This window comes from Pseudomonas sp. TE24901 (genome assembly GCF_054058375.1).
The window spans coordinates 52,410-78,695 of the sequence record NZ_JBSSAF010000015.1 but is presented as its reverse complement, the minus strand read 5'-3'; the positions used below and the strand labels follow the sequence as shown (position 1 = coordinate 78,695).

The window sequence follows — 26,286 nt, the reverse complement described above, 5'->3', positions numbered from 1 at the left end:
CAGGAATCAGCTCCCTGCCAGTTACAACCAGACGTTGGCTTATTCAGCGCCTTCGTGAGGCTCCCAGTCACGGGTGCGGCTGACCGCTTTCTGCCAGCCGGCGTACAGCTTCTCTTTTTCCTTTTCTTCGAGCTGCGGCTCGAATTCGCGTTCGATCACAGCCTTGCCGCGCAATTCTTCCAGGCTGCCCCAGAAACCGCACGCCAAGCCCGCCAGATAAGCCGCGCCGAGTGCCGTGGTCTCACGCATTTGCGGGCGCTCGACCTGGGTGCCGAGGATGTCGGCCTGGAACTGCATCAGGAAGTTGTTGGCCACTGCACCGCCGTCCACGCGCAGGGCTTTGAGGCGCTCGCCGGAATCCTGTTGCATGGCGTCGAGCACGTCGCGGGTCTGGTAGGCAATCGACTCCAGGGCCGCACGAATAATGTGATCCACGCGTACGCCACGGGTCAGGCCGAACAACGCGCCACGGGCGTACGGGTCCCAGTAGGGCGCCCCCAGGCCAGTAAACGCAGGCACCAGGTACACGCCGTTGCTGTCCTTGACCTTGCCGGCGAAGTATTCGGTGTCGTGGGCATCGATGATGATTTTCAGCTCATCACGCAGCCACTGCACGGTGGAGCCGCCGTTGAACACGGCGCCTTCCAGGGCGTAGGCCACTTCGCCACGTGGGCCGCAGGCGATGGTGGTGAGCATGCCGTGCTTGGATTTCACCGCCTTGTCGCCGGTGTTCATCAGCAGGAAGCAACCGGTGCCGTAGGTGTTTTTGGCCTGGCCGGCTTCGACACACATCTGGCCGAACAGGGCGGCTTGTTGGTCGCCGGCGATACCGCCGATGGCAATACCGCTTTTGGTGCGGCCGTAGATTTCCGAGGACGACTTCACTTCCGGCAGCATCTCGCGCGGAATGTCGAGAATCTCCAGCATCTTCGCATCCCACTCCAGGGTGTGGATGTTGAAGAGCATGGTGCGCGAGGCGTTGGTGTAGTCGGTGACGTGGGTCTTGCCGCCGGTAAATTTCCAGATCAACCAGCTGTCGACGGTACCGAACAGCAGTTCGCCAGCGCGTGCGCGCTCGCGGCTGCCTTCGACGTTGTCGAGGATCCACTTGAGCTTGGTGCCGGAGAAGTAGGGGTCGGTGACCAGGCCCGTGGTGTCGCTGATGTACTGCTCGTGGCCGTCGCGCTTGAGCTGCTGGCAGATCTCGGTGCTGCGGCGGCACTGCCAGACGATGGCGTTGTAGATTGGGCGGCCGGTGACCTTATCCCACACCACGGTGGTTTCGCGCTGGTTGGTGATACCGATGGCAGCCACTTGGTCATGGTGCAGGCCAGCTTGGGCCAGGGCCTCGACCATCACGGCGCTTTGGGTAGCGAAGATTTCCATCGGGTCATGTTCGACCCAACCGGCTTGCGGGTAATGCTGGGCGAATTCGCGCTGGGCGGTGCAAACCACGTTGGCATCGCGATCAAAGATGATCGCGCGCGAGCTGGTGGTGCCTTGGTCAAGGGCGATGATGTAGTTCTTATTCTGAAGATCGGTCATGTCGAATGCCTTGGAAAATAAGAAAATCGGTAATCAGCCTGGGCCACAAAAAGGGCAGGTGCGTCCAGGCTGGCGCTATCAGGAAATACGGGTCTTGCCGTTGACAGCCGTGTCAGGTGTTTCTTCAGCTATAGCAGGTGCGGCGCTCGGCAGGTGGCGGGCAATCAGCCCGCGATAGGCCGCAGCACCGAGGCATGCGCCAACAATTGGCGCGAAAATCGGAACCAGGAAGTAAGGAATATCGCGGCCACCCGTGAAGGCCATTTCACCCCAGCCTGCGAAAAAGGTCATCAGCTTCGGCCCGAAATCCCGTGCAGGGTTCATGGCGAAGCCGGTCAGCGGGCCCATGGCGCTGCCAATCACGGCGATCAGCAAGCCAATCAGCAGCGGCGCCAAGGGGCCACGCGGCAGGCCGTTGTTATCGTCGGTCAGGGCCATGATCACGCCCATCAGGATCGCGGTAATCACCACTTCTACCAGGAAGGCCTGGGCGGTGCTCAGCAGTGGGTGAGGGTAGGTGGAGAAGACCGAGGCCAGTTCCAGGCTCGCTTGCGTGCCGCGAACCATATGGTGGGTTTGTTCGTAATCGAAAAACAGATTGCTGTAGAGGGTGTAGACCAACGCGGCGGAGCAGAAGGCGCCGGCGACTTGGGCAAGGATATAGAAGGGCAGTTTGCGCTTTTCGAAGTCGGCGAAAATACACAGGGCAATACTGACGGCAGGGTTGAGGTGCGCCCCGGAAATACCGGCGCTCAGGTAGATCGCCATGCTGACGCCCACCCCCCAGATGATGCTGATTTCCCACAACCCGAAGCTGGCACCCGCAACCTTGAGCGCAGCGACACATCCTGTACCGAAGAAGATCAGAAGCGCAGTCCCCAGGAACTCGGCCATGCATTGGCTCGAAAGTGAAGGCTGTTGAAGAGCAGTCGTCATGGAAAACCTCAGTTGTTGTTCTTGTCTGGCGCACAACCTCAACGGGTTGTTGCGCGATTTTCACCGTGGCAAGGATCCCCATCCCGGTCGCGGCTTACTGCTCGAGTGCTGCAGGTCTATTCCTACAGTATTCGGAAACGAAAAAATATAGACAAGAATGACGGCTGTCAAAGGTCGAAAGTGAACCGTCAGTCACTTTCAAACTATTGGTCTGGTGAATGATCACGCTTGTCACATTGCCCGTGCACCTTAAAGGTGGGCGGACTAGAGCCTTTTATGTGGCCTTGGCCTAGAATTGGCCATCTGTTTGCCACGCCCGGAGACGTCATGACCCCCGCATTGGACCTGTTGAAAAAAGTTCGCGCCGAACATCGTATTCACAGTTACGAGCACGATCCCAAGGCCGCGTCATATGGCCTGGAGGCCGCAGAGAAATTGGGGTTGGATCCGGCGCAGGTGTTCAAGACCTTGTTGGCCAGCAGCGAGAAAGGTGAGTTGCTGGTGGCCGTGGTGCCGGTCGTCGGAAGCCTGGACTTGAAAGCGCTGGCCCATGCAGCGGGGGTAAAAAAAGTCGAGATGGCTGACCCGGCAGCGGCGCAGCGTTCTACCGGTTATTTGTTGGGCGGTATCAGCCCGCTGGGGCAGAAGAAGCGCTTGCGTACTTTTATCGATGAGACGGCGCAGCCGTTCGCGACGATTTTTGTGAGTGCGGGCAGAAGGGGGTTGGAAGTTGAATTGCCAGCGGCTGTGCTGGCGGAGCACACCCAGGCCAAATTCGCGCCGATTGGCCGGGCCTGAATCACCGCTTTTGAAGCCAATGCAAAACCAATGTGGGAGCGGGCTTGCTCGCGAATGCGGAGTGTCAGTCAACGAATTTTTTTCTGATACACCGCATTCGCGAGCAAGCCCGCTCCCACAAAAGCCGGCGCCTACATTTTTGATCCTGTGTGGTCAGTGGGCCGGGCTGTACCGCCGCACGCCTGATTCGGACTGCGGAATCTGCGCCGCCGTGCTGCCCGAAGCCTGGAACAACACCAGGTGTTCGGCGGCAACACGAATCCCCACATCAGCCCCGACCTGATGGTCGGCATGGCTTGGGAAGATCGATTCCAATTGCGCGCCCGTTGGCAATTGCAGGCGATACAGGGTCGATGCACCGAGGAATGTCTTGCCGACGATCCGTGCTTTCAACGCACTGTCCGGCGCGTAGACGATGTCATCCGGGCGCAGCAACACATCCACCGCACCACCGGTAGGCCAGGTGTAGGCACGATTACCGCGCAGGTCACCCAGTTCGGTACTCACCGACTCCGGCGAACTCAATTGGCCACGAATGAAGTAACCCTGGCCGATAAAGCTGGCAACGTAAGGCGTCTGCGGTTCGTGGTAGAGGTTGTAGGGCGTGTCCCATTGCTCCAGGCGGCCCTCTTTGAACACGCCTACTTGATCGCTGACGGCAAACGCTTCTTCCTGGTCATGGGTCACCAGAATCGCACTGGTGCCCCGTGCCTTGAGAATGTCGCGCACTTCGTGGCTGAGCTTGCGGCGCAGTTCGCCATCAAGGTTGGAGAACGGTTCGTCCAGCAGCAACAATGCCGGCTCCGGCGCCAGGGCGCGGGCGAGGGCGACACGCTGTTGCTGGCCACCGGAAAGCTCGTGGGGAAAACGCTTGCCCAGGTTCTTCAGGTTCACCAGTTCCAGCAGTTCGGCCACCACGCGATCTTTTTGCGGGTGCTTGCGAATGCCGAAGGCGATGTTGTCGGCCACGCTCAGATGAGGAAACAACGCGTAGTCCTGAAACACCATGCCGATACGACGTTTCTCCGGTGCCAGGGTGAAACCGGCGCTGGAGATCACTTCGCCCGCCAGGCTGATTTCCCCTTCGTGCACCGGTTCAAACCCGGCAATCGCCCGTAGCGTAGTGGTCTTGCCACAGCCCGAAGAGCCCAGCAGGCAACCGATGTCGCCAGCGTTGAGGTGCAGGTTGAGGTTCTGCACCACCCGTTGATCTTGATAGCCGCATGCCAGATTGCGCAGGTTCAGCAGTAAGGGCTGGCTCATGCGTGGTGGTACGACGGCGGCACGAGAAACTCCAGCAAGGCTTTCTGTGCATGCAGGCGGTTTTCAGCCTGGTCCCAGGCGACTGAACGCGAGTCGTCAAGCAGGTCGAGGCTGATTTCTTCGCCACGGTGCGCAGGCAGGCAATGCATGAACAGCACGTCTGGCGCGGCCAGGTCGAGCAGGGCGCGGGTGACCTGATACGGAGCGAACAAGGCCAGGCGCTTGGCGGTTTCGTCTTCCTGGCCCATGGAGGTCCAGACGTCGGTGCTTACCAGGTGCGCGCCGATCACGGCGTCGCGCGGGTCACGCACGAGGGTCACGCGGTCGCCGGCCTGCGCCAGGAAGCGCGCGTCGGGCTCGTAACCTTCCGGGCAGGCGACACGCAGTTTGAAGTCGAACTGGATCGCCGCTTCTATATAGCTGTTGCACATGTTGTTGCCGTCGCCGATCCAGGCCACGGTCTTGCCCTGGATCGAGCCACGGTGTTCAAGGAAGGTTTGCATGTCGGCCAGCAACTGGCACGGGTGCAGGTCATCGGACAGGCCGTTGATCACCGGCACGCGGGAGTGGGCGGCAAATTCGGTGACGGTGCTGTGGGCGAAGGTACGGATCATCACCGCATCAAGCATGCTCGACAGGACGATGGCGCTGTCGGCGACCGGTTCGCCACGGCCCAATTGGGTATCGCGCGAGGACAGGAAGATGGCTTGGCCACCCAACTGGATCATGCCGGCTTCGAACGACACGCGGGTGCGGGTCGAGGACTTCTCGAAAATCATCCCGAGCACACGGTTTTTCAAAGGCTCGAACAGTACGCCGCGGTTACGCAGGTCTTTAAGCTCAATGCCTCGACGGATCACGCTGACCAGCTCTTCGGGCGTGCAATCCATCAGGGAGAGAAAGTGCCTTGCGCTCATCATTAACTACCTTTTTGCAACAGACCGCAGATACTCAAAGCCTTGTTTATTGTGACAACGGGCGAGACCTGCGGCGAAAGCCGCACGGGGCGACGAAATAGGGGAAGGCGCGATCTTATAATTAAATGTCGCGTCTTACCAATAGGGCTACGGTTTTTAAGGGTGTTCAAGAAGGGCGCCAGAGCGCTTTTGAAGACGATTTCCAGACAGCAGCGGGCCATTTGTACACTGGCGCCGAGACCTTTTGCAATGTGTGGGGGCGGGCCCAGACCAGGCCGTGTCGGTTTCAGGGGCTGTGCGCCGGGTTCTGAAACATTTGCTCACGCTTGCCCATGGTTTGGCCTGATGGGCTTGGATTCACGGGGCGAACGATACTGGTGCCTGCTGCTGTCGCGGCCCATAGTGCAATCAAAGCCCTGATAAAGAGACTGGCCATGACCAAGACTCTCCACCACCGTGCCTGCCACCTGTGCGAAGCCATTTGCGGCCTGACCCTGGAAACCACTGAGGCCGACGATGGCAGCCTGGCGATCACTTCGATCAAGGGTGATGCGTTGGACACCTTCAGCCGTGGTCACATCTGCCCCAAGGCTGTGGCGCTGCAAGATATCCAGAACGACCCCGACCGCCTGCACCAGCCTATGCTGCGTGAGGGCAGCGAATGGCGACCGATCCCGTGGGACGAAGCCTTCTCGCTGGTCGCCGAACGGCTGGCAGGCATCCAGGCTCGGCATGGGCAAAACGCCGTCGCGGTGTACCAGGGCAACCCCAGCGTGCATAACTACGGGCTGATGACCCACAGCAACTATTTCCTGGGCCAGCTCAAGACGCGTAACCGCTTTTCCGCGACGTCGGTGGACCAGTTGCCCCACCACCTCACCAGCTACCTCATGTACGGGCACGGTTTGCTGCTACCGATCCCGGACATTGATCACACTGACTTCATGCTGATCCTGGGCGGCAACCCGCTGGCGTCCAACGGCAGCATCATGACCGTGCCCGACGTGGAGAAGCGCCTGAAGGCCATCCAGGCCCGGGGCGGTAAAGTGGTGGTGGTTGACCCGCGACGCAGCGAAACGGCGGCGATGGCTGATCAGCATCTGTTCGTACGCCCAGGCGGCGATGCGGCGCTGTTGTTCGGCGTGCTCAATACGCTGTTTGCCGAAAACTTGACCCGTGCCACGCACTTGCCGGTTGTGGGCCTGGATGAGGTGCGCCAGGCGATCGCCGGGTTCACTGCCGAGGCCATGAGCCGCCAATGCGCGGTGCCGGCCGAGCAGATCCGCCAGCTGGCGCGTGACTTTTCGGGTGCGGATAAGGCCGTGTGTTACGGGCGCATGGGGGTATCGACCCAGGCGTTCGGCACGTTGTGCCACTGGCTGGTGCAATTGATCAACCTGGTGACTGGAAATCTGGATCGAGTGGGCGGCGCCTTGTGCACCACGCCAGCGGTGGACTTGGTTGCGTCCACGGGGGGCGGGCATTTCAATCGTTGGCAGAGCCGGGTTTCCGGGCGCCCTGAGTACGGTGGCGAATTGCCCGTGTCGGCCCTGGCCGAGGAAATGCTCACTGAGGGCGAAGGGCAAATCCGTGCGCTGGTGACGGTGGCCGGTAACCCGGTGTTGTCGACGCCCAATGGCCGCCAGCTGGAACAGGCGTTGGAAGGTTTGGAGTTCATGGTCAGCGTCGATCTGTATATCAACGAGACCACCCGTTATGCCGACCTGATACTGCCGTCCACCTCGGCGCTGGAAAACGATCACTACGACACCACCTTCAATATGTTCGCCGTGCGCAACGTCACGCGTTTTAACCGGGCGATCTTGCCCAAGCCCGAAGGTGCGCTGCATGACTGGGAGATCTTTGTCGGCTTGGCCCAGGCGTTCGCGGCGCGCACCGGTGCCACGCTCAAGCCGACCATGGCGCCGGCCCAGATGATCGACTTCGGCCTGCGTGCTGGGGTTTATGGCGATGCTTCCGAGCACAAGCTGTCGATGGCGAGGTTGGCGGATCATCCCCATGGTGTGGATTTGGGGCCACTTAAGGCCAATCTCGTTGCGCGGTTGAAAACCGCCGATGGCCACATCCAGGCCGCACCGGCGGTGATCCTTGCGGATCTCGCGCGGTTTGCAGCGCAGCCGGTGCCCCAGGTGGGCGAACTGCTTCTGATCGGCCGCCGTCATGTGCGCAGCAATAATTCGTGGATGCATAACTATCACCGACTGGTGAAGGGCAAGCCGCGCCATCAATTGCTGATGCACCCCGACGACCTGGCGAGCCGGCAGTTGGCTGATGGGCAGCGTGTGCGGGTGAGTTCGCGTATCGGCATGATCGAGGTGGAAGTGGTGGCCAGCCAGGACATGATGCCCGGCGTGGTCAGTCTACCCCATGGCTGGGGCCACGGCCGGCCAGGGGTGCAGATGACGATTGCCAGTGGGCAGCCGGGGGCGAGCGCGAATGACTTGACCGACGAGCGGCAATTGGACGAATTGTCCGGAAATGCCGCGCTGAACGGGGTTCCCGTGCAGGTGGCGGCCGCATAAGGAGCCTGAGCACCACGCTGGGATTTTGCGTTACAATGCGCCACCGTGCCGACCTGTGAGTCGCAAAGTTCCAGCCGAGGTGTTCCATGGATATCATCGAAACGATCAAAGAGCAGATTGCCAACAACACCATTCTGCTTTACATGAAGGGCGCGCCAAACGCTCCTCAGTGCGGTTTCTCCGCGAAGGCTTCCCAGGCCATCATGGCGTGTGGCGAGAAATTCGCTTACGTGGATATCCTGCAGAACCCTGAAATCCGCGCCAACCTGCCGAAATACGCCAACTGGCCAACGTTCCCACAACTGTGGGTCGCCGGTGAGCTGGTCGGCGGCAGCGACATCATCGTTGAGATGGCGGCCGATGGCTCGCTGCAAGCGCTGATCAAGGAAGCAGCGGCCAACGCCGCCGCCAAGACCGACGCGTAATCTGTGTAGGAGCCGGCTTGCCGGCGATAGGGCCTTGAGCCAAGCGGTGATTTTGAAGCCGCCATCGCCGGCAAGCCGGGCTCCTACAAAATCCGCGGTCAATAAAAAGCCCCGCTTCTCGTAAGAGAGCGGGGCTTTTTTATACCTGAGCGTTTGGGCTTATTCGCCCATCTGCGATTGCAGGTAGTTTTCCAGGCTGACTTTGTCGATTAGGCCCAGCTGGGTTTCCAGCCAGTCGATGTGTTCTTCCTGGTCTTCCAGGATATCTTCCAGCAGTTCGCGGCTGCCGAAATCACCCTTGGTTTCGCAATGAGCAATAGCGGCTTTCAGGTCGCTGTGGCTCTTGTGCTCGAACTTCAGGTCGCTGCTGATCATTTCCTGGGTGTGCTCGCCGATGTTCAGCTTGCCCAGGTCTTGCACGTTCGGCAGGCCTTCGAGGAACAGGATGCGCTTGATCAGCGCGTCGGCGTCCTTCATGGCCTTGATGGATTCTTTGTATTCACGCTTGCCCAGCTTTTCCAGGCCCCAATCGTCATACATGCGCGCATGCAGAAAGTACTGATTGATCGCGACCAGTTCATTGGCAAGGATTTTGTTGAGTTGCTGGATGACTGAGATGTCGCCTTTCATGACTGGGGTCCTGCCCTGTAATAGCTGTGTATAAGGCGGAGTTTGAGCGGCGAAATCCTTAGTGTCAAACCTAAGTTATTGAATAATAAATGAAAATTAATCGGAATAAGAATGTTTGTGTTCCGCGTCTTGACGCTAACTAATTGAATTGCGGGCATAAAAAAACCGGACACTAAGTCCGGTTCTTTAAAACACGCTCAATCAAGCGTGTGTAAATTCTGCTGAATAGGGGATCGCGGCCTGGGCTGTCTGCAGCTGCGTCAGGGTTTCCCGTACCACTTGCTTGGCAAGGCAAGCACATTTGCCGCACTGGCTGGCAACGCCAGTGGTTTCACGCACTTCCTTGTAGCTGCAGCAACCTTCATAGATTGCTTCGCGGATTTGTCCGTCGGTGACGCCAGTACACAGGCACACATACATAAGGGAGAACCGTCGCGGGTTTAAGGCTTAAGTGCGATGGATCTTAATGTTAACGAGAATGATTGTCAAAGTAGAATCGTAGGGTATTCACCGTTGCTGCCTGTGCGCTGACGAACGGTTTTTTCAGTGTATGATGGTCGGTCTTCACGAAGCGTGACGGCGTCACAGGGTTGTCGTTTACACACGGCAGACTGGGAAGCTGTCCTTTTACTTCAATCGTCACCCTCACATCAGGAGATACCCAATGAGCGTACTCGTCGGCAAACAAGCCCCGGATTTCGACGTACCTGCCGTCCTCGGCAATGGCGAAATCGTAGACAGCTTCAAACTGTCTGAAGCCATCAAAGGCAAATACGGCCTGGTGTTCTTCTACCCACTGGACTTCACTTTCGTCTGCCCTTCGGAGCTGATCGCTCTGGACCACCGCATGGACGATTTCAAGGCGCGCAACGTTGAAGTGGTCGCTGTTTCCATCGACTCCCATTTCACCCACAACGCCTGGCGCAACACTGCCATCAACGATGGCGGCATCGGCAAAGTCAAATACACCATGGCTGCCGACATGAAGCACGACATCGCCAAGGCCTACGACGTTGAATCCGAAGGCGGCGTGGCGTTCCGTGGCGCATTCCTGATCGACGACAAAGGCGTGGTTCGCTCCCAGATCATCAACGACCTGCCACTGGGCCGTAACATGGAAGAGCTGATCCGTCTGGTTGACGCCCTGCAATTCCACGAAGAGCACGGTGAAGTCTGCCCAGCCAACTGGAAAAAAGGCGACAAAGGCATGAACGCTTCGCCAGAAGGCGTTGCGGCTTACCTGACCGAGAACGCTGGCAAGCTGTAAGCCACGTTAACGGTACAAAAAAACCGGCCTGAGAAGGCCGGTTTTTTTATGCGCGGGAAACGATTTCAATCGTTGAAATCTTCCCAACCGCCCATGTCTTTCCAGCGGTTGACGATGCCGCAGAACAGCTCCGCCGTCTTCTCGGTGTCGTAGCGAGCAGAGTGGGCCTCACGCCCGTCAAAGTCGATACCGGCTGCCTGGCAGGCTTTTGCCAACACAGTCTGGCCATACGCCAGGCCGGCGAGGGTGGCCGTGTCAAAGCTGGAGAAGGGGTGGAACGGGTTGCGCTTCATGTCCAACCGCGCCACGGCGGCGTTCAGGAAGCCCAGGTCGAAGCTGCTGTTGTGACCCACCAGGATCGCGCGTTTGCAGCCATTGGCCTTCAACGCCTTGCGCACGCCACGGAAGATGTCGGTCAGCGCCGCTTCTTCGCTCACGGCCATGCGCAGTGGGTGATCGAGCTTGATCCCGGTGAACTCCAAGGCGGCGGCCTCGATATTCGCACCTTCGAACGGCTCGACGCGGAAGAAGTGGGTATGTTCCGGGAACACAAAGCCCTGTTCGTCCATGCCGATGGTGGTCGCAGCGATTTCCAGCAGGGCGTCAGTTGCGCTGTTGAAACCACCGGTCTCTACGTCGATGACAACCGGCAGATAGCCGCGAAACCGCTCGGCCATCGGGTGGCGCGAACCGCCACCACTGTGCTCGTGTTCGTCGTCGTAATGATCTTCACTCACTTGCTTTCCTCCAGCAGGCGCCAGCGCAGTGTTTCACCGGCGCGCAGCGGGATGACAGTCAGCTCGCCAAACGGCAGGCTGGCAGGGGCGGTCCAGTCTTCACGAACCAGGGTGATGCGGTCGGTGTTCGCCGGCAGGCCGTAGAAACGCGGGCCGTTGAGGCTGGCAAACCCTTCGAGTTTGTCCAGCGCATTACGTTGTTCGAATGCTTCGGCGTACAGCTCGATGGCCGCAAACGCCGTGTAGCAACCGGCACAACCGCACGCGGCCTCCTTGGCGTGCTGGGCGTGGGGCGCCGAGTCGGTGCCGAGGAAGAACTTCGGATTGCCGCTGGTCGCGGCATCCAGCAGCGCCACCTGATGGGTGTTGCGCTTGAGAATCGGCAGGCAATAGAAGTGCGGCCGAATCCCGCCCACCAGCATGTGGTTGCGGTTATAGAGCAGGTGATGTGCGGTGATGGTTGCGCCAACGTTGGCCGAAGCCTCGTTGACGAACTGCACGGCATCGGCCGTGGTGATGTGCTCAAACACCACCTTCAGGGTCGGGAACAGCTCGACCACACGGCGCATGTGCTCATCGATGAAGATCTTTTCACGATCGAACACGTCGACGTCGCCACGGGTGACTTCACCGTGGATCAACAGCGGCATGCCCACTTCGGCCATGGCCTCGATCGCCGGCAGGATCTTGTCGATACTGGTTACGCCGGAGTCGGAGTTGGTGGTCGCGCCTGCCGGGTACAGCTTGGCGGCATGCACGAAACCACTGGCCTTGGCTTCACGAATCTCTTCGGGCTGGGTGCGGTCGGTGAGGTAGAGCACCATCAACGGTTCGAAGCGGCTGCCGGCCGGTCGTGCAGCGAGGATACGCTGGCGATAGGCATCGGCTTGCTCGGCGTTACGCACCGGAGGTACCAGGTTAGGCATGATGATGGCGCGGCCAAACGTGCGCGCTACATCGGCCACGGTGTGGGGTAACGCAGCACCATCGCGAAGATGAATATGCCAGTCGTCGGGACGCAGCAGGGTCAGGCGGTCGGACATTGGGGATTCCAGGCGGGTCAATCTGGTGGGAATGCTACCGGAAAAGACTCTATCAGGCACTCGCTATCAAGTTTTGCGGGATGCATCCGATAGCCTTTTGTATGCCTTATCGATGTATGACGCTTTGAAGTGTTGTAGAAACCAGTGGAGCCTCCCGTGCGCCAGCATTATCTAGCCCTGCTCAGTGTGTTCGCCAGCCTGCCTGCGATGGCCCTCACGTTCCAGACACGTCTGGAGAACATTGAGTGGAAGGTGGAAGGCGACCAGTTCGAGTGCCGCCTGACCCAGCCGATCACGGATTTCGGTTCGGGTGAGTTCGTGCGCCGGGCCGGCGAGCAGGCGACGTTTCGTCTGAAAGCCTATAACGGCTCGCTGGGGGCTGGCTCGGCCACGCTGTTGGCCGCTGCTGCACCGTGGCAACCAGGGCGCGGTGATATTAACCTTGGCGCCGTACGCGCGGGCAGTGGCGATGTGCTGTTCAACAGCTCCCAGGCCCAGGCCGGGCGATTGTTCACCGGCTTGCTTGAAGGTCGCAGCCCCACCGTTCGGCATTACGGACGAGAAGGGGGCTATTCTGAAATTCGTCTGTTACCGGTGAAATTCAGCAAGGCCTACAACGACTACCAGTTGTGCACCACCAAGCTGTTGCCGATGAATTATGACCAGGTCAAGCAGACCGAAGTCGGGTTCCCCGGGGGAGGCATCGAGCTGGATGCGGCCGCCAAGAAGAAACTGGATGTGATACTCGCGTTCATGAAAGCCGACCCCACGGTCAACCATGTTGAGTTGAATGGTCATTCGGACAACAGCGGCAATCGACTGACCAACCGCGACGTTTCGCGCCGTCGCGGGCTGGCGGTGATGGACTATCTAAAGGCCAACGGCATCCAGGAATCGCAGATCACCCTGCGCTTTCATGGCGAAAGCTACCCGTTGGCACCGAACACCAACGCGGCAAACCGGGCCCGCAATCGCCGCGTCAACATTCAGCTTGAGCGCGTGGCAGCCCCCGAGAAACCGGCGCCCACGGCCACCGGCCCGAGCAACCCGGCGCACACGTCGTAAGGTGCGACCATCGGTCGCCCGCTCGACATAATCTGTCGCTTTATCTTCATTTGCTGTCGCGCCTCTGTAAATCCACGGTTTTGGTCGGTAGAATCGACGCCTTTCCGTACAACCCCGTGGAGTGATGGCATGGCCGACGTAAACAAGGTCGTTCTCGCGTATTCCGGCGGCCTGGACACTTCGGTGATCCTCAAGTGGCTGCAGGATACTTATAACTGTGAAGTGGTGACCTTCACCGCTGACCTGGGTCAGGGCGAAGAGGTCGAACCTGCACGTGCCAAGGCGCAAGCCATGGGCGTGAAAGAGATCTACATTGACGACCTGCGCGAAGAGTTCGTCCGCGATTTCGTTTTCCCGATGTTTCGCGCCAACACCGTCTACGAAGGCGAGTACCTGCTGGGTACTTCCATCGCACGTCCGCTGATCGCCAAGCGCCTGATCGAAATCGCCAACGAAACCGGCGCCGACGCCATTTCCCATGGCGCTACCGGCAAAGGCAACGACCAGGTACGTTTCGAACTGGGCGCCTACGCCCTCAAGCCAGGCGTGAAAGTGATTGCTCCATGGCGTGAGTGGGACCTGCTGTCCCGTGAAAAGCTGATGGATTATGCTGAAAAGCACGCCATCCCGATCGAGCGCCACGGCAAGAAGAAGTCCCCGTACTCGATGGACGCCAACCTGCTGCACATCTCCTATGAAGGCGGCGTGCTGGAAGACACCTGGACCGAGCACGAAGAAGACATGTGGCGTTGGACCGTCTCCCCGGAGAACGCTCCAGACAAGCCGCAGTACCTGGAACTGACCTATCGCAACGGCGACATCGTCGCGCTGGATGGCGTCGAAATGACTCCGGCCACCGTACTGGCGACCCTGAACCGTATCGGCGGCGAACACGGCATCGGCCGTCTCGACATCGTCGAGAACCGTTACGTGGGCATGAAGTCCCGTGGCTGCTACGAAACCCCAGGCGGCACCATCATGCTGCGCGCCCACCGCGCCATTGAGTCCATCACCTTGGACCGCGAAGTGGCTCACCTCAAAGACGAACTGATGCCCAAGTACGCCAGCCTGATCTACACCGGCTACTGGTGGAGCCCAGAGCGTCTGATGCTGCAACAGATGATCGACGCATCCCAGGTCCACGTGAACGGCGTTGTGCGCCTGAAGCTGTACAAGGGCAACGTGATCGTCACCGGCCGCAAGTCCGATGAGTCGCTGTTCGACGCCAACATCGCCACCTTCGAAGAAGATGGCGGCGCCTACAACCAGGCGGACGCAGCGGGCTTTATCAAGTTGAATGCACTGCGCATGCGTATTGCGGCCAACAAGGGTCGCTCGTTGTTCTGAGTGTTCCGCGCGTTATAAAAAATGGCCCCTTGTTCAAGGGGCCATTTTTTTTGCCCGTTTTGAAAGGGTTCTTGGCGTTTAAATATGTTTAATTTGTGTTGATGTTTTGGAGGAGAAAAAATGTTCGATAGATAGCCTTGATTGATCGTAAAGTTTATTTGGATAGGAATGATTTTTTTACACCTGTATAGGAACTGGTCTTACAGAAAATTCACTCATGAAGTACAGCGAAGCCGCTGTGTGCTGAATAGTCTGTAGGAATTTAGGGTGTAATTAAATATGTTAAATGGAACTAAAACAGTCGAATTATTTCAGCCTGCTTCTCTGTTGGAAGGCCACAAGCAAGGGGCATTTCCTGAAAGTAATGTGCGGAACGTTTACCTCGGCCCCCTTGGGCCCTGGTTATTTCACTCAAGATATGTAAGTCCCCGGAAAGGTCTGAAAGCCTCCATAAAACTCGATACATCCGCGTTGACGTTTTTTTGTAGGGTATTTCCTTTATCGTTGTGGGTTGGGTCTCTGCTTGTTGTTGCTAGGGGGGGAGCACTATGCCAACTAGGAAACGACTAGGCTATTGTGCTTGCTCTAAATAATTCGAACAGCGAAATTGGACTTTCTCATGAATAAAGTGCTGATCGTGGATGATCATCCTGTCATTCGACTTGCTGTGCGCATGCTAATGGAGCGTCATGGTTATGAGGTCGTTGCAGAGACGGATAACGGTGTCGATGCGCTGCAACTTGCCCGGGAACATATGCCGGATATCGTCATCCTGGATATCGGAATTCCCAAACTCGATGGGCTGGAAGTTATCTGCCGGCTGTCTTCCACCAAGCAACCCGCCCCCTTCAAGGTGCTGGTGCTGACATCCCAGGCGCCGGGGCATTTTTCGATGCGTTGCATGCAGGCAGGCGCGGCAGGTTATGTGTGCAAGCAGCAGGATTTGACCGAACTGCTGAGTGCTATCAAGGCAGTACTGTCCGGCTACAGCTACTTCCCCAACCAGGCCTTGAACTCGGTGCGTTCAACCATTGGCAACGCCAGTGAGGCGGACATGGTCGAGCGTCTTTCAGGGCGGGAAATGATGGTGTTGCAGCAGCTGGCGCGAGGCAAAACCAACAAGGAGATTGCCGACGGCATGTTCCTCAGCAACAAGACCGTCAGTACCTACAAGACTCGCCTGTTACTCAAGCTCAACGCTCGTTCCCTGGTGGACTTGATCGAACTGGCCCAGCGCAACGGCCTGGTTTAGAGGAGAAGCGATACAGCGTTGGTATCCAGCTTAGCCGGCACAAAAAAGCCTCCGTCAGGGAGGCTTCCGGTCGTCAACGGATTGATCAGAGGTCGAAGTCGTAGTCGGCCAGTTGTTTTTGCAAGCGTCGCTCTTCCAGAAGATTGTCGATGGTGCGGCGTTTGCTCAAATTGGTCTTGGCCACCTCTACAACGGGTGCTTCCCCATCATCGTCCGACTCCGCAACGAGGTCGTCTTCTACATCGAGTTGTTCTTTGCCAGTGCTCATAAGGTTAACTCCAGGCTAAGACTGCCGTTGGCGCTCCTTATAACGATAATCCATGAATGGGTAAAAAAGATTTTTTCAATCGATTCATCGAAAAAAACAATGATCACTCAATCGTCGGACGTTTTCTCCTTGTATTCACACAAGTCTTCAATGCGACAGCTGCCGCAACGCGGCTTGCGCGCCTGGCAAACATAGCGCCCGTGCAGGATCAGCCAGTGATGTGAATCGAGCAGGTACGGCTTGGGCACGAACTTCATCAACTGTTTTTCGACTTCTACCACGTTCTTGCCGCGGGCAATGCCGGTGCGGTTGCTGACACGGAATATATGGGTATCCACTGCCATGGTCAGTTGCCGAAATGCAGTGTTCAGTACAACGTTGGCCGTTTTTCGACCGACTCCGGGCAGCGCCTCCAGTGCTTCGCGAGTCTGCGGCACTTCGCCTCCATGGCGCTCCACCAGCAGGCGACAGGTCTCGATGACGTTCTTGGCCTTGCTGTTGTACAGACCGATGGTCTTGATGTATTCCGATAACCCTTCCACACCCAGGGCGTAGATCGCCTCTGGCGTATTGGCCACTGGATACAGTTTGGCGGTGGCCTTGTTGACACCAACGTCCGTGGATTGGGCTGACAGGATCACCGCAATCAGCAATTCGAAGGGCGTTGAGTAGGCCAGTTCGGTCTTGGGCTCAGGATTGTCTTCATGAAGCCGGCGGAATATTTCCAGGCGTTTTGCGGCGTTCATCGGGTGGGCGATTCCTTGCAGGGGGCAGCGTAATTTTTTAATGGGAATGCAGGTCTTGCAGGATAAACCATCGCCGGCGCCTCCTGCTGTGCCTGTCGCGGGTCAGGCGGTTGTGTGGGTGTCTACCCGCAACTGCGCTTCTTCGAGCTTCTGTTGCGCGGCTTCCAGTGCCTGCGCGCTGATCCCTGGTTGGCGTTGCAGCTTGCTGACCTCAGCCCGTGCATAAGCCAGCGCTGTTTTCAGCTGGCGCAACTGGGCATCGATAGGGCGTTTTTCCACACGCTGCAAATCGGGCCTGGGTTGGTCGCTTTCCGCTTCGGCATCATGCAGCGCTTGCTCCGCACTGGACAGGGCAGCACTCAAGGTTGCCAGTTGTTGCTCGTCAGCGTTCAGGTCCTGAGCTTTTTTCAACTCGGCTCGACGCATGGCCAACTGTATTTTGGCGCGTTTGAGTGCTGGATCCTTTTGCGCCGGCAAGGCCACCGGGTGGCTGGTTTCCAGCGTTGCGAGCGCCCGCTCCGCTGCTTCGAACTGCTGTTGCAACACGATCAACTGCGACTGTTGCTCAAACGTCGGCGGGTGGCCGAATGCTTTCAAGGATTTGTGCAACTGGGCGCGACTCATTGCAACCGCGATTTTGGCCTTCTTGACCGCTGCATCCTGGGCGGCCTGAGTCGTATCAGCCTGCATGGGGGCAGCCGTTGCTGGGCGGTTGGCCCGAGCCAGGCGTTCGGCGAGCCTATGCGCTTCTTCCCGCTGCAACCGTGCAGCGCGTTGTTCATAGCGCCGTCTGGCGCGATCGCGCTTGAGGCTGCGCTCATGCAGCTCGTGAGCGTGGGTTGCCAGGCCGCCTACGATCGGCAATACGTTGGTTGCAGGGCGCATCTCAATGCAATCGACGGGGCAGGGCGCGACGCACAGGTCGCACCCGGTGCATTCATCGGCGATAACGGTATGCATCAGCTTGGCGGCACCGACAATCGCGTCCACCGGGCAGGCCTGGATGCATTTGGTGCAGCCGATGCACTCGGCTTCACGGATATAGGCAACCTGCGCAGGCGCCTCGCCACGGCGGGTGTCCAGTTCCAGCACTGGCACCTGGAGTAACTGCGCCAGGCCGGTGATGGTTTCCAGCCCCCCGGGCGGGCACTTGTTGATCGCCTCGCCAAGCGCGATGCCCTCGGCGTAAGGCTTGCAGCCCGGGTGCCCGCACTTGCCGCATTGGGTCTGTGGCAGCAGCGCGTCGATACGTTGAATCAGGTTCATGGGGTGATCATTGACATGCCGGTCAAGCGAACGGGCGGGTAGTGGATGTGTAAGAGCCCGGCCTGCTTGCGATGGCGTCCTTGAGAACGCCATCGCCGGCAAGCCGGGCTCCTACAGTAGACCTGTTTCGCTCATCGTAGGCCCATGGGCTTACTTGATGCGTTGGCCCGGCTTGGCACCGCTGTCAGGGCTCAACAGGTAGATTTCTTCGCCGCCTGGGCCGGCGGCCATCACCATGCCTTCGGAGATGCCGAACTTCATCTTCCGAGGCTTGAGGTTGGCGATCATCATGGTCAAGCGACCATCAAGCTTGGACGGGTCCGGGTAGGCACTCTTGATCCCGGAGAACACGTTGCGTTGCTCGCCTCCCAGGTCCAGTGTCAGGCGCAACAGCTTGTCGGCACCTTCCACGGCCTCGGCCTTGACGATCAGCGCCACGCGCAGATCCACGGCAGCAAAGGCGTCGAACTCGATTTCCGGGGAAATCGGGTCCTTGGCCAGTTCACCATTGCCGGCCGGCGCGGATTCACCGGTGTCGGTCTGGCTGGCGACCAGGTCTTCCTTCGAAGCGTCGGTCATGGCCTGCACCTTCACCGGATCGATACGGGTCATCAGCGGCTTGAACTCATTCAACTGGTGATTGCTGAGCAATGTGGCGTGGTCGTTCCAGGTCAGCGGCGCGACGTTCAGGAACGCCTCGGCATCGGCGGCCAGCAACGGCAGAACTGGCTTGAGGAAGATCACCAGCTGGCGGAACAGGTTGACGCCCGTGGCGCAGATCGCCTGGACTTCCGCCTGCTTGCCTTCCTGCTTGTTCAGCGACCACGGTGCCTTGTCGGCGATCCAGGCATTGGCACGGTCGGCCAGGCCCATGATCTCACGCATGGCGCGGGCAAAGTCACGGGCTTCATAGGCGTCGGCGATGCTCGGCGCGGCCGCCAGGAAGGCGTCGGTCAGTTCCGGTGCGGCGTTCTCGGCCACCAGCACACCGGCGTTGCCCTTGTGGATGAAGCCGGCGCAGCGGCTGGCAATGTTGACCACTTTACCGACCAGGTCCGAGTTGACCTTCTGTACGAAGTCTTCCAGGTTCAGGTCGAGGTCATCCACGCCACGGCCCAGCTTGGAAGCGTAGTAATAGCGCAGGTATTCCGGCGACAGGTGATCCAGGTAGGTGCGCGCCTTGATAAAGGTGCCACGGGACTTGGACATCTTCTGGCCGTTGACGGTCAGGTAGCCGTGCACGGCAATACCGGTCGGTTTGCGGTAGCCCGAACCTTCGAGCATCGCCGGCCAGAACAGGGCGTGGAAGTTGACGATGTCCTTGCCGATGAAGTGGTACAGCTCGGCGGTGGAGTCCTTGTTCCAGAACGCGTCGAAGTCCAGCTCCGGCGTGCGGTCACACAGGTTCTTGAAGCTGGCCATGTAGCCGATCGGCGCGTCCAGCCACACGTAGAAGTACTTGCCCGGTTCGCCCGGGATCTCGAAGCCGAAGTACGGCGCATCGCGGGAGATGTCCCACTGCTGCAGGCCGCTGTCGAGCCATTCGGCGAGTTTGTTGGCTACAGCGTCCTGCAAGGTGCCGCTGCGAGTCCAGGCTTGCAGCATGGCCTGGAAGTCCGGGAGCTTGAAGAAGAAGTGCTGGGAATCCTTGAGCACCGGGGTGGCACCGGAAATCGCCGACTTCGGGTTCTTCAGTTCAGTGGGTGCGTAGGTGGCACCGCATTTTTCGCAGTTGTCGCCGTACTGGTCTTCGGTGCCGCATTTCGGGCATGTACCCTTGATGAAGCGGTCGGCCAGGAACATTTTCTTTTCCGGGTCGAAATACTGGGTCACCGACCGCTGGTCGATATGCCCGGCTTCTTTCAACCGCAGGTAGATCTGGCTCGACAGCTCGCGGTTTTCTTCGGAGTGGGTCGAGTGGAAGTTGTCGAAATCCACCAGGAACTCGGCAAAGTCGGCGCTGTGTTCAGCCTGCACGTTGGCGATCAGTTGTTCCGGTGTGATGCCTTCCTTTTCGGCGCGCAACATGATGGCCGAACCGTGGGCGTCGTCCGCGCAGACATAAATGCATTGATTGCCGCGATGCTTCTGGAAGCGCACCCACATATCGGTCTGGATGTACTCAAGCATATGGCCAAGATGGATGGAACCATTGGCATAGGGCAGGGCGCTGGTGACGAGGATCTTGCGTGGCTCGGACATGGGGCTCGGCTACTTGATGAAACGGAGGTCGGCCACTATAAAGCGCCGGGAAATATATTTCACCCCGTGGCGCTGTTTCAGCCTCTTTCGAGACTGCGAAAGCATGCCGTTAACCGGCGGGAACGGTTAGGATAGCCGCCTGTTTCAGTCAGTCTTTTTTCGGGAGTAGCCCATGAGCGCCGTCAATCGCGCAGCGGTGGAAGCCGTTCTTCGCCAGTACACCGACCCCTATTTGAACCAGGACCCGGTCAGTGCCGGTTGTGTACGGGCCATCGAGGTCCAGGGCGACCAGGTCTCGGTCCAGTTGGAACTGGGCTATGCCGCCGGTCTGTTCAAGAGCGGCTGGGCGCAGATGCTGCAGATGGCCATCGAAGGTCTCGACGGCGTAGCGTCCGCCAAGGTCGACATTCAATGCGTGATTGCCCCGCACAAGGCCCAGGCGCAGATCCCTGGCCTGGCCAACGTCAAGAACGTGGTCGCGGTGGCGTCCGGCAAGGGCGGTGTGGGTAAATCCACTACTGCCGCCAACCTGGCCCTGGCCCTGGCCCGTGAAGGCGCGCGCGTAGGCATTCTCGACGCTGACATTTACGGCCCGAGCCAAGGCGTGATGTTCGGCATTGCCGAGGGTACTCGGCCCAAGGTCAAGGACCAGAAGTGGTTCGTGCCGATCGAGTCCCTGGGCGTGGAGGTCATGTCCATGGCCTTCCTCACCGATGACAACACACCGATGGTCTGGCGCGGGCCGATGGTTTCCGGCGCACTGCTGCAACTGGTGACCCAGACCGCCTGGGGCGACCTGGACTACCTGGTGATCGACATGCCGCCAGGCACCGGTGATATCCAGCTGACTCTGGCGCAGAAAGTCCCGGTGGCCGGTTCTGTGATTGTCACTACGCCCCAGGACCTGGCGCTGCTGGACGCGAAGAAAGGCGTGGAGATGTTCCGCAAGGTCAACATCCCGGTGCTGGGCGTCGTGGAGAATATGGCGGTACATATCTGCTCCAACTGCGGCCATGCCGAGCATTTGTTCGGCGAAGGCGGTGGCGAGAAACTGGCCACTCAATACGGCGTGGAATTGCTGGCCTCGCTGCCGTTGTCGATGCTGATTCGCGAGCAGGCCGATGGCGGTAAGCCTACGGTGGTTGCAGAGCCGGATAGCCAGATCGCGATGATCTATCAGGAATTGGCCCGCCATGTGGGCGCGCGGATCGTCCTGCAGGAAGCCGCTGCGCCAGCGATGCCGACCATTACGGTCAGCGACGACTGAGCCGTTGGTGGGAAAAAGAGCCTCGACGTGTCGGGGCTTTTTCTTGTCTGGAGGGTCGATGGAAGGCGGCAGTTACGCTTTTACGCAATTGCTCGTGTAAGCATTCGCTTACTTTTTCGTAAGTGATTGGTTTTTTTACCCGCCTTGGCCGTCTTGAATCGTTGAGAGTGTTTTTTATCTCATTGATATTAAAGGATTATTTTTGTCGGGTTGACCGAGGTCAATGGGCGGTACTGCGCTTGGATCCCGTTGAACTTACATTGGAACTCTTTAAGATCAGCCCTGTGTCCACGGATTGACACAGCCATCAAGGAACGATGGTTCAAGGAACGTCGCAGGATGCGATTCATCAGGATGATGAAAAGGAATACAGGGACTAGGGAAAAAATGTGGGCGGGTCATACCGCCCCTTTTTTTTGCCTGTAGAAAAGTAAAACCGGCTACGCAGAAACGCAAAAAGGCCCGCAAGGGGCCTTTTTAGTGGGCGGCAGCGCGATCAGCGCTCGAGGTCTGCAATCTTACCTTTTTTGCCATCCCACTCCGCAGCATCCGGCATCGGATCCTTGCGTTCAGTGATATTCGGCCAGATTTCCGCCAGCTCGACGTTCAACTGAATAAATTCCTGCATCTCTGCCGGGACTTCGTCCTCGGAGAAAATGGCGACGGCCGGGCATTCTGGCTCACACAGGGCGCAGTCGATGCACTCGTCCGGGTGGATAACCAGGAAGTTCGGGCCTTCGTAGAAGCAGTCCACCGGACATACTTCCACGCAGTCGGTGTACTTGCACTTGATGCAGTTGTCGGTGACGACGAAGGTCATTTCTAATTCTCTCCTCAGGCGGCGGCAGCGAAACCCTTTGTGGCAGGGCTCGCGAGGTTCGGGAGCGATAGTCTGCAGGCCAGGCTAATAGCCTGCAGCATCCCAAACCGCGCGAGAGTCTACCAGCTTGCAAGCGTCAGCGTTATATCCGAACCTTCAGTGCATATAACATTTCGAGCGCTTTACGCGGCGTCAAGTCATCCACGTCAAGCTTGGCCAACTCTTCCAGTACCGGGTGGGGCAGGCTGGCGAACATATCGCTCTGGTGCGGAGCGGCAGGTTTGCTGGCGGCCTTGGCAGGGCTGGCGACCACGGTTTCATGGGGCAGGGCCGTGGTTTCCAGGCGGCTGAGGTGCTCGCGGGCGCGCAGGATCACATCGTTTGGCACACCGGCCAATTGGGCCACGGCCAGGCCATAGCTCTGGCTGGCCGGCCCTGGCAGTACGTGGTGCAGGAACACGATGCGTTCGTTGTGCTCGGTGGCGTTCAGGTGCACGTTGGCCACCAGTGGCTCGCTTTCCGGCAGCACGGTCAGCTCGAAGTAGTGAGTGGCGAACAACGTATAGGCACGCAGGTGTGCCAATCGCTCGGCCGCCGCCCACGCCAGGGACAGACCGTCGAAGGTGCTGGTGCCGCGCCCCACTTCGTCCATCAGCACCAGGCTGCGCTCGGTCGCGTTGTGCAGGATGTTGGCGGTTTCGCTCATTTCCACCATAAAGGTCGAACGGCCACCGGCCAGGTCATCACTGGAGCCGATCCGCGTGAAAATGCGGTCCACCAGCGACAATTCGCAACTGGCGGCCGGTACGAAACTGCCGATGTGTGCCAGCAACACGATCAACGCGGTCTGGCGCATGTAGGTGGATTTACCGCCCATGTTCGGACCGGTGATCACCAGCATGCGGGTATCGTCGTCCAGCGACAGGTCGTTGGCGACGAACGGTGTGGTCAACACCTGTTCCACCACCGGGTGGCGCCCCTGCACGATGCGCATGCACGGCTCGCTCACGAAGCGCGGGCAGTTCAGGTCAAGGTTCAGTGCACGTTCAGCCAGGTTGCTCAGTACATCCAGTTCGGCCAGGGCGGCGGCGGTGTCCTGCAGCGGGGCCAACTGGCTGATCAGGTCTTCCAGCAGGTTCTCATACAGCATCTTTTCCCGAGCCAGGGCACGACTCTTGGCCGAGAGTGCCTTGTCTTCGAACTCTTTCAGCTCCGGGGTGATAAAGCGCTCGGCACCTTTAAGCGTTTGGCGACGTTGATAGTCGATCGGCGCCGACTCGGCCTGTTTGCTTGGCAATTCGATGAAGTAGCCGTGCACGCGGTTGTAGCCGACTTTCAGGTTGGCCAGGCCGGTGCGGGCTTTTTCACGGGCTTCCAGGTCGATCAGGAACTGCCCGGCGTTTTCGCTCAGGGCTTGCAGTTCGTCCAGCTCACTGTCGTAACCGGTCTTGAGTACACCGCCGTCACGGATGATCGCCGGCGGGTTGTCGATGATGGCTTTTTCCAGCAGCGCCGCCAGTTCCGGGTAGGTGCTGGCGATCACGGCGAGTTGTTGCAGGTGCGGCGTGTCCAGTTCGGTCATCGCGGCCTGCAATTGCGGCAGGGCACCGAGGGCATCGCGCAGGCGTGCCAAGTCGCGAGGGCGAGCGTTACGCAGGCCGATTCGCGCCAGGATGCGCTCGATGTCGCCGATTTCCTTCAACTGCGGCTGCAGTTTCTCGAAGCGGTATCCGTCCAGCAGGCAGGTAATAGAAGACTGACGTGCCTGTAGCACGCTCAAATCCCGCAGTGGGCGGTTCAGCCAACGGGTCAGCAAGCGGCTGCCCATGGCGGTCTGGCAACGGTCGACCACCGATTGCAGGGTGTTATCACGACCGCCGGCCAGGTTGGTGTCCAGTTCCAGGTTGCGACGGCTCGCGCCATCCAGCACCACGGTGTCGTCGAGGCGCTCATGGCGCAGGCTGCGCAAATGCGGCAGGGCGGTGCGCTGGGTTTCCTTGGCATAGCTGAGCAGGCAACCGGCAGCGCCGATGGCCAGTGTGAGGGTTTCACAACCGAAGCCTTTAAGGTCTTGCACGGAGAATTGCTGACACAGACTTTTCAGCGCCGAATCACGCTCGAAATCCCACGGCGCACGACGCTTGGTCCCACGGCGTTTTTCTGCCGGCAAGTCCTTCGGCCAATCATCCGGGATCAACAGCTCTACCGGGTTGATGCGCTCCAGCTCCGCCAGCAAGTTCTCCCAGCCCTTGATCTCCAGCACACTGAAATTGCCACTGGTGATATCCAGCACCGACAGGCCGAACAGACGCTCATCGCCCAGTACAGCAGCGATCAGGTTGTCGCGACGCTCATCCAGCAGCGCCTCATCACTCACCGTCCCCGGCGTAATAATGCGCACCACCTGACGTTCCACCGGCCCCTTGCTCGTCGCCGGGTCACCGATCTGCTCACAAATCACCACCGACTCGCCCAGCTTCACCAGCTTGACCAGGTAACCTTCCAGCGAGTGGTAAGGAATGCCACACATCGGAATTGACTGCCCCGCCGACTGCCCGCGCGCGGTCAGGGTGATGTCCAGCAACTTGGCGGCCTTCTTCGCGTCTTCATAGAAGATCTCGTAGAAGTCGCCCATGCGATAGAACATCAACTGATCAGGGTGCTGGTTCTTGAGGCGCCAGTACTGCTGCATCATCGGGGTGTGGGAGGACAGATCTGAAGTGGCTTTACTCATTGGGTCGTAGGCAAATTCGTTGAAATGAGTGGGGCAAAGGTGGGGCATTCGGCCCTGCGATTTTGCGATGGCGGCAAGGTTAACACGCGAGGTCGTGGCTACGCAGTTCACAAACGGATAGGTATCCCGGCAGGGTAAATGCATGAAATATGCAATTTTGCATTTGCCAACCCCTAAATCCCCCGTCATCATCCCCGTTATGCAAAAACGCAACGTTTCAACCGTATTAAGAGAACTGCTGGACCGCGACCGGATCTCCCCCACGGAGCTTCACCGGCGTACCGGCGTGCCTCAATCCACGCTGTCACGGATCCTCAGCGGCAAGATCGTTGATCCGTCGGACAAGCATATTTCCCGCATCGCCGAGTACTTCCGCGTGAGCACCGATCAACTGCGCGGGCGCGTGGCGGTGGGCGTTTCGCGGGAGGAGGGGCGTGACCCGATGCATTCCGAACTCAAGGACATAAGCCTGTGGGACGACGACACACCCGTTAATGATGACGAGGTGTCGATCCCCTTTTTGCGCGAGGTTGAATTGGCTGCTGGATCAGGAAGATTCGTCATCGAGGAAAGCGAAAAAGCCAGCCTGCGGTTCGGCAAACGCAGCCTTCGCCACAACGGTGTGCAGTTCGACCAGGCCAAGTGCGTGACGGTCCGTGGCAACAGCATGTTGCCGGTGCTGCGTGACGGCGCCACCGTCGGGGTGAATGCCGGCAAGAGCGGCATCGGCGACATCGTCGATGGCGACTTGTATGCCATCAATCACAATGGCCAGTTGCGGGTGAAACAGCTCTACCGCCTGCCTTCCGGGATTCGCCTGCGCAGTTTTAATCGCGATGAGCACCCGGACGAGGACTACAGCTTCCAGGATATCCAGGATGAGCAGATCAGCATCCTCGGCCATGTATTCTGGTGGGGCATGTACGCCCGATAACTTCCTGCTGAAAGACAAAGCCCGCCCACGAGCGGGCTTTTTTTCGTCTGCAAAAAACCACCAACCCCGCTGCCTACAAGGCTGAAAATGCATTCATGCATTTCATTAGAAAAAATAAATGCATTTGTGCATTGACTGTATATGCATACATGCATATTCTTCATCTCAAGCCAGCCAACAAGGCCTGGTGGAGGCGGCAAGGATGCTGCCAAGGAAGACAAGGAAGGCACGCAACACCGGCAAGGACGCCATCGAAGCGATGGCAGGGATGCCAGGTAACA

Annotated in this window: 22 protein-coding genes and 1 pseudogene; 9 read left to right on the top strand and 14 right to left on the bottom strand. The window is 58.9% G+C overall.

The window, feature by feature from the left end:
* Positions 1-39: 39 nt before the first annotated feature.
* Both glpK and ACVWVP_RS25680 read right to left on the bottom strand, forming a co-directional pair.
* Positions 40-1,545, bottom strand: a complete 1,506-nt coding sequence (gene glpK / locus ACVWVP_RS25685) for a glycerol kinase GlpK (RefSeq protein WP_457408732.1) — start codon at positions 1,543-1,545, stop codon at positions 40-42.
* A 78-nt stretch (positions 1,546-1,623) separates the two neighbouring features.
* The gene (locus tag ACVWVP_RS25680; RefSeq protein ID WP_178922054.1) at positions 1,624-2,481 is read right to left on the bottom strand and encodes an MIP/aquaporin family protein; all 858 of its coding nucleotides are present in this window, start codon (positions 2,479-2,481) and stop codon (positions 1,624-1,626) included.
* A 327-nt stretch (positions 2,482-2,808) separates the two neighbouring features.
* Here ACVWVP_RS25680 and ybaK point away from each other — a divergent pair, with 327 nt between their 5' ends.
* Positions 2,809-3,279 (top strand): Cys-tRNA(Pro) deacylase, encoded by a 471-nt coding sequence (ybaK, locus tag ACVWVP_RS25675; protein ID WP_057021816.1) that lies wholly within the window; start codon positions 2,809-2,811, stop codon positions 3,277-3,279.
* Positions 3,280-3,432: 153 nt separating this feature from the next.
* On the opposite strand, the gene ACVWVP_RS25670 is transcribed toward ybaK, so the two are convergent.
* Together ACVWVP_RS25670 and argF are read right to left on the bottom strand one after the other, a co-directional pair.
* The gene (locus ACVWVP_RS25670; RefSeq protein WP_178922056.1) at positions 3,433-4,542 is read right to left on the bottom strand and encodes an ABC transporter ATP-binding protein; all 1,110 of its coding nucleotides are present in this window, start codon (positions 4,540-4,542) and stop codon (positions 3,433-3,435) included.
* A complete protein-coding gene (gene argF, locus ACVWVP_RS25665) occupies positions 4,539-5,459 on the bottom strand; it encodes an ornithine carbamoyltransferase (RefSeq protein WP_259171852.1) in 921 nt (306 codons plus the stop codon). The genes ACVWVP_RS25670 and argF overlap by 4 nt, the downstream gene beginning before the upstream one ends.
* 434 nt (positions 5,460-5,893) lie before the next feature.
* On the opposite strand from argF, the gene ACVWVP_RS25660 reads away from it, so the two are divergent.
* Positions 5,894-8,002 carry a molybdopterin oxidoreductase family protein gene (locus ACVWVP_RS25660; protein ID WP_457408727.1) on the top strand — a complete coding sequence of 703 codons (2,109 nt, stop codon included), beginning with the start codon at positions 5,894-5,896 and terminating at the stop codon, positions 8,000-8,002.
* Between the two features lie 86 nt (positions 8,003-8,088).
* Complete coding sequence (gene grxD, locus ACVWVP_RS25655; RefSeq protein ID WP_065906770.1) at positions 8,089-8,427, top strand: Grx4 family monothiol glutaredoxin; 339 nt, start codon at positions 8,089-8,091, stop codon at positions 8,425-8,427.
* A gap of 159 nt (positions 8,428-8,586) precedes the next feature.
* On the opposite strand, the gene bfr is transcribed toward grxD, so the two are convergent.
* Together bfr and ACVWVP_RS25645 are read right to left on the bottom strand one after the other, a co-directional pair.
* Positions 8,587-9,057 carry a bacterioferritin gene (gene bfr, locus ACVWVP_RS25650; protein ID WP_159956755.1) on the bottom strand — a complete coding sequence of 157 codons (471 nt, stop codon included), beginning with the start codon at positions 9,055-9,057 and terminating at the stop codon, positions 8,587-8,589.
* A gap of 201 nt (positions 9,058-9,258) precedes the next feature.
* Positions 9,259-9,477, bottom strand: coding sequence for a bacterioferritin-associated ferredoxin (locus ACVWVP_RS25645; protein WP_003208706.1), 219 nt, complete (start codon positions 9,475-9,477; stop codon positions 9,259-9,261).
* A 244-nt stretch (positions 9,478-9,721) separates the two neighbouring features.
* Between ACVWVP_RS25645 and ACVWVP_RS25640 the strand changes: the two genes are divergently transcribed.
* The gene (locus ACVWVP_RS25640) at positions 9,722-10,324 is read left to right on the top strand and encodes a peroxiredoxin (protein ID WP_003172097.1); all 603 of its coding nucleotides are present in this window, start codon (positions 9,722-9,724) and stop codon (positions 10,322-10,324) included.
* Between the two features lie 65 nt (positions 10,325-10,389).
* Here ACVWVP_RS25640 and rnt read toward each other — a convergent pair whose 3' ends face one another.
* Both rnt and pyrC read right to left on the bottom strand, forming a co-directional pair.
* Positions 10,390-11,061, bottom strand: coding sequence for a ribonuclease T (gene rnt, locus ACVWVP_RS25635; protein ID WP_016970751.1), 672 nt, complete (start codon positions 11,059-11,061; stop codon positions 10,390-10,392).
* Positions 11,058-12,104, bottom strand: coding sequence for a dihydroorotase (gene pyrC / locus ACVWVP_RS25630; protein WP_178922062.1), 1,047 nt, complete (start codon positions 12,102-12,104; stop codon positions 11,058-11,060). Before pyrC ends, rnt begins: the two co-directional genes overlap by 4 nt.
* A 156-nt stretch (positions 12,105-12,260) precedes the next feature.
* Between pyrC and ACVWVP_RS25625 the strand changes: the two genes are divergently transcribed.
* The 3 genes from ACVWVP_RS25625 to ACVWVP_RS25615 all read left to right on the top strand — a co-directional run bounded on the left by ACVWVP_RS25625 (position 12,261) and on the right by ACVWVP_RS25615 (position 15,768).
* On the top strand, positions 12,261-13,169 hold the full coding sequence (locus ACVWVP_RS25625; protein WP_457408723.1) for a flagellar protein MotY: 909 nt from the start codon (positions 12,261-12,263) through the stop codon (positions 13,167-13,169).
* A gap of 129 nt (positions 13,170-13,298) precedes the next feature.
* Complete coding sequence (locus ACVWVP_RS25620; RefSeq protein WP_025856870.1) at positions 13,299-14,516, top strand: argininosuccinate synthase; 1,218 nt, start codon at positions 13,299-13,301, stop codon at positions 14,514-14,516.
* A 619-nt stretch (positions 14,517-15,135) separates the two neighbouring features.
* On the top strand, positions 15,136-15,768 hold the full coding sequence (locus ACVWVP_RS25615) for a response regulator transcription factor (protein WP_178922066.1): 633 nt from the start codon (positions 15,136-15,138) through the stop codon (positions 15,766-15,768).
* Positions 15,769-15,853: 85 nt separating this feature from the next.
* Here the strand turns inward: ACVWVP_RS25615 and ACVWVP_RS25610 are convergent, their stop codons facing one another.
* From ACVWVP_RS25610 to metG, 4 genes and pseudogenes are all read right to left on the bottom strand, one after another.
* Entirely contained in the window at positions 15,854-16,036 is a 183-nt protein-coding gene (locus tag ACVWVP_RS25610) for a PA3496 family putative envelope integrity protein (RefSeq protein WP_178922068.1), read from the bottom strand.
* Between the two features lie 107 nt (positions 16,037-16,143).
* Entirely contained in the window at positions 16,144-16,782 is a 639-nt protein-coding gene (nth, locus tag ACVWVP_RS25605; protein WP_457408721.1) for an endonuclease III, read from the bottom strand.
* Between the two features lie 879 nt (positions 16,783-17,661).
* Positions 17,662-18,141: pseudogene (gene rsxB, locus ACVWVP_RS25600) on the bottom strand (electron transport complex subunit RsxB); the annotation flags it as partial.
* Between the two features lie 57 nt (positions 18,142-18,198).
* A complete protein-coding gene (gene metG / locus ACVWVP_RS25595; protein WP_178922073.1) occupies positions 18,199-20,250 on the bottom strand; it encodes a methionine--tRNA ligase in 2,052 nt (683 codons plus the stop codon).
* A gap of 172 nt (positions 20,251-20,422) precedes the next feature.
* Between metG and apbC the strand changes: the two genes are divergently transcribed.
* Positions 20,423-21,517: an iron-sulfur cluster carrier protein ApbC gene (apbC, locus tag ACVWVP_RS25590; protein ID WP_178922075.1), complete on the top strand. Its 1,095-nt coding sequence runs from the start codon at positions 20,423-20,425 to the stop codon at positions 21,515-21,517.
* A gap of 496 nt (positions 21,518-22,013) precedes the next feature.
* Here apbC and fdxA read toward each other — a convergent pair whose 3' ends face one another.
* Entirely contained in the window at positions 22,014-22,337 is a 324-nt protein-coding gene (gene fdxA / locus ACVWVP_RS25585) for a ferredoxin FdxA (RefSeq protein ID WP_003208688.1), read from the bottom strand.
* 142 nt (positions 22,338-22,479) lie between these two features.
* Positions 22,480-25,071: a DNA mismatch repair protein MutS gene (mutS, locus tag ACVWVP_RS25580; protein WP_259171845.1), complete on the bottom strand. Its 2,592-nt coding sequence runs from the start codon at positions 25,069-25,071 to the stop codon at positions 22,480-22,482.
* A 199-nt stretch (positions 25,072-25,270) separates the two neighbouring features.
* Here mutS and ACVWVP_RS25575 point away from each other — a divergent pair, with 199 nt between their 5' ends.
* Complete coding sequence (locus tag ACVWVP_RS25575; protein ID WP_259172023.1) at positions 25,271-26,005, top strand: LexA family transcriptional regulator; 735 nt, start codon at positions 25,271-25,273, stop codon at positions 26,003-26,005.
* Positions 26,006-26,286: the final 281 nt, after the last annotated feature.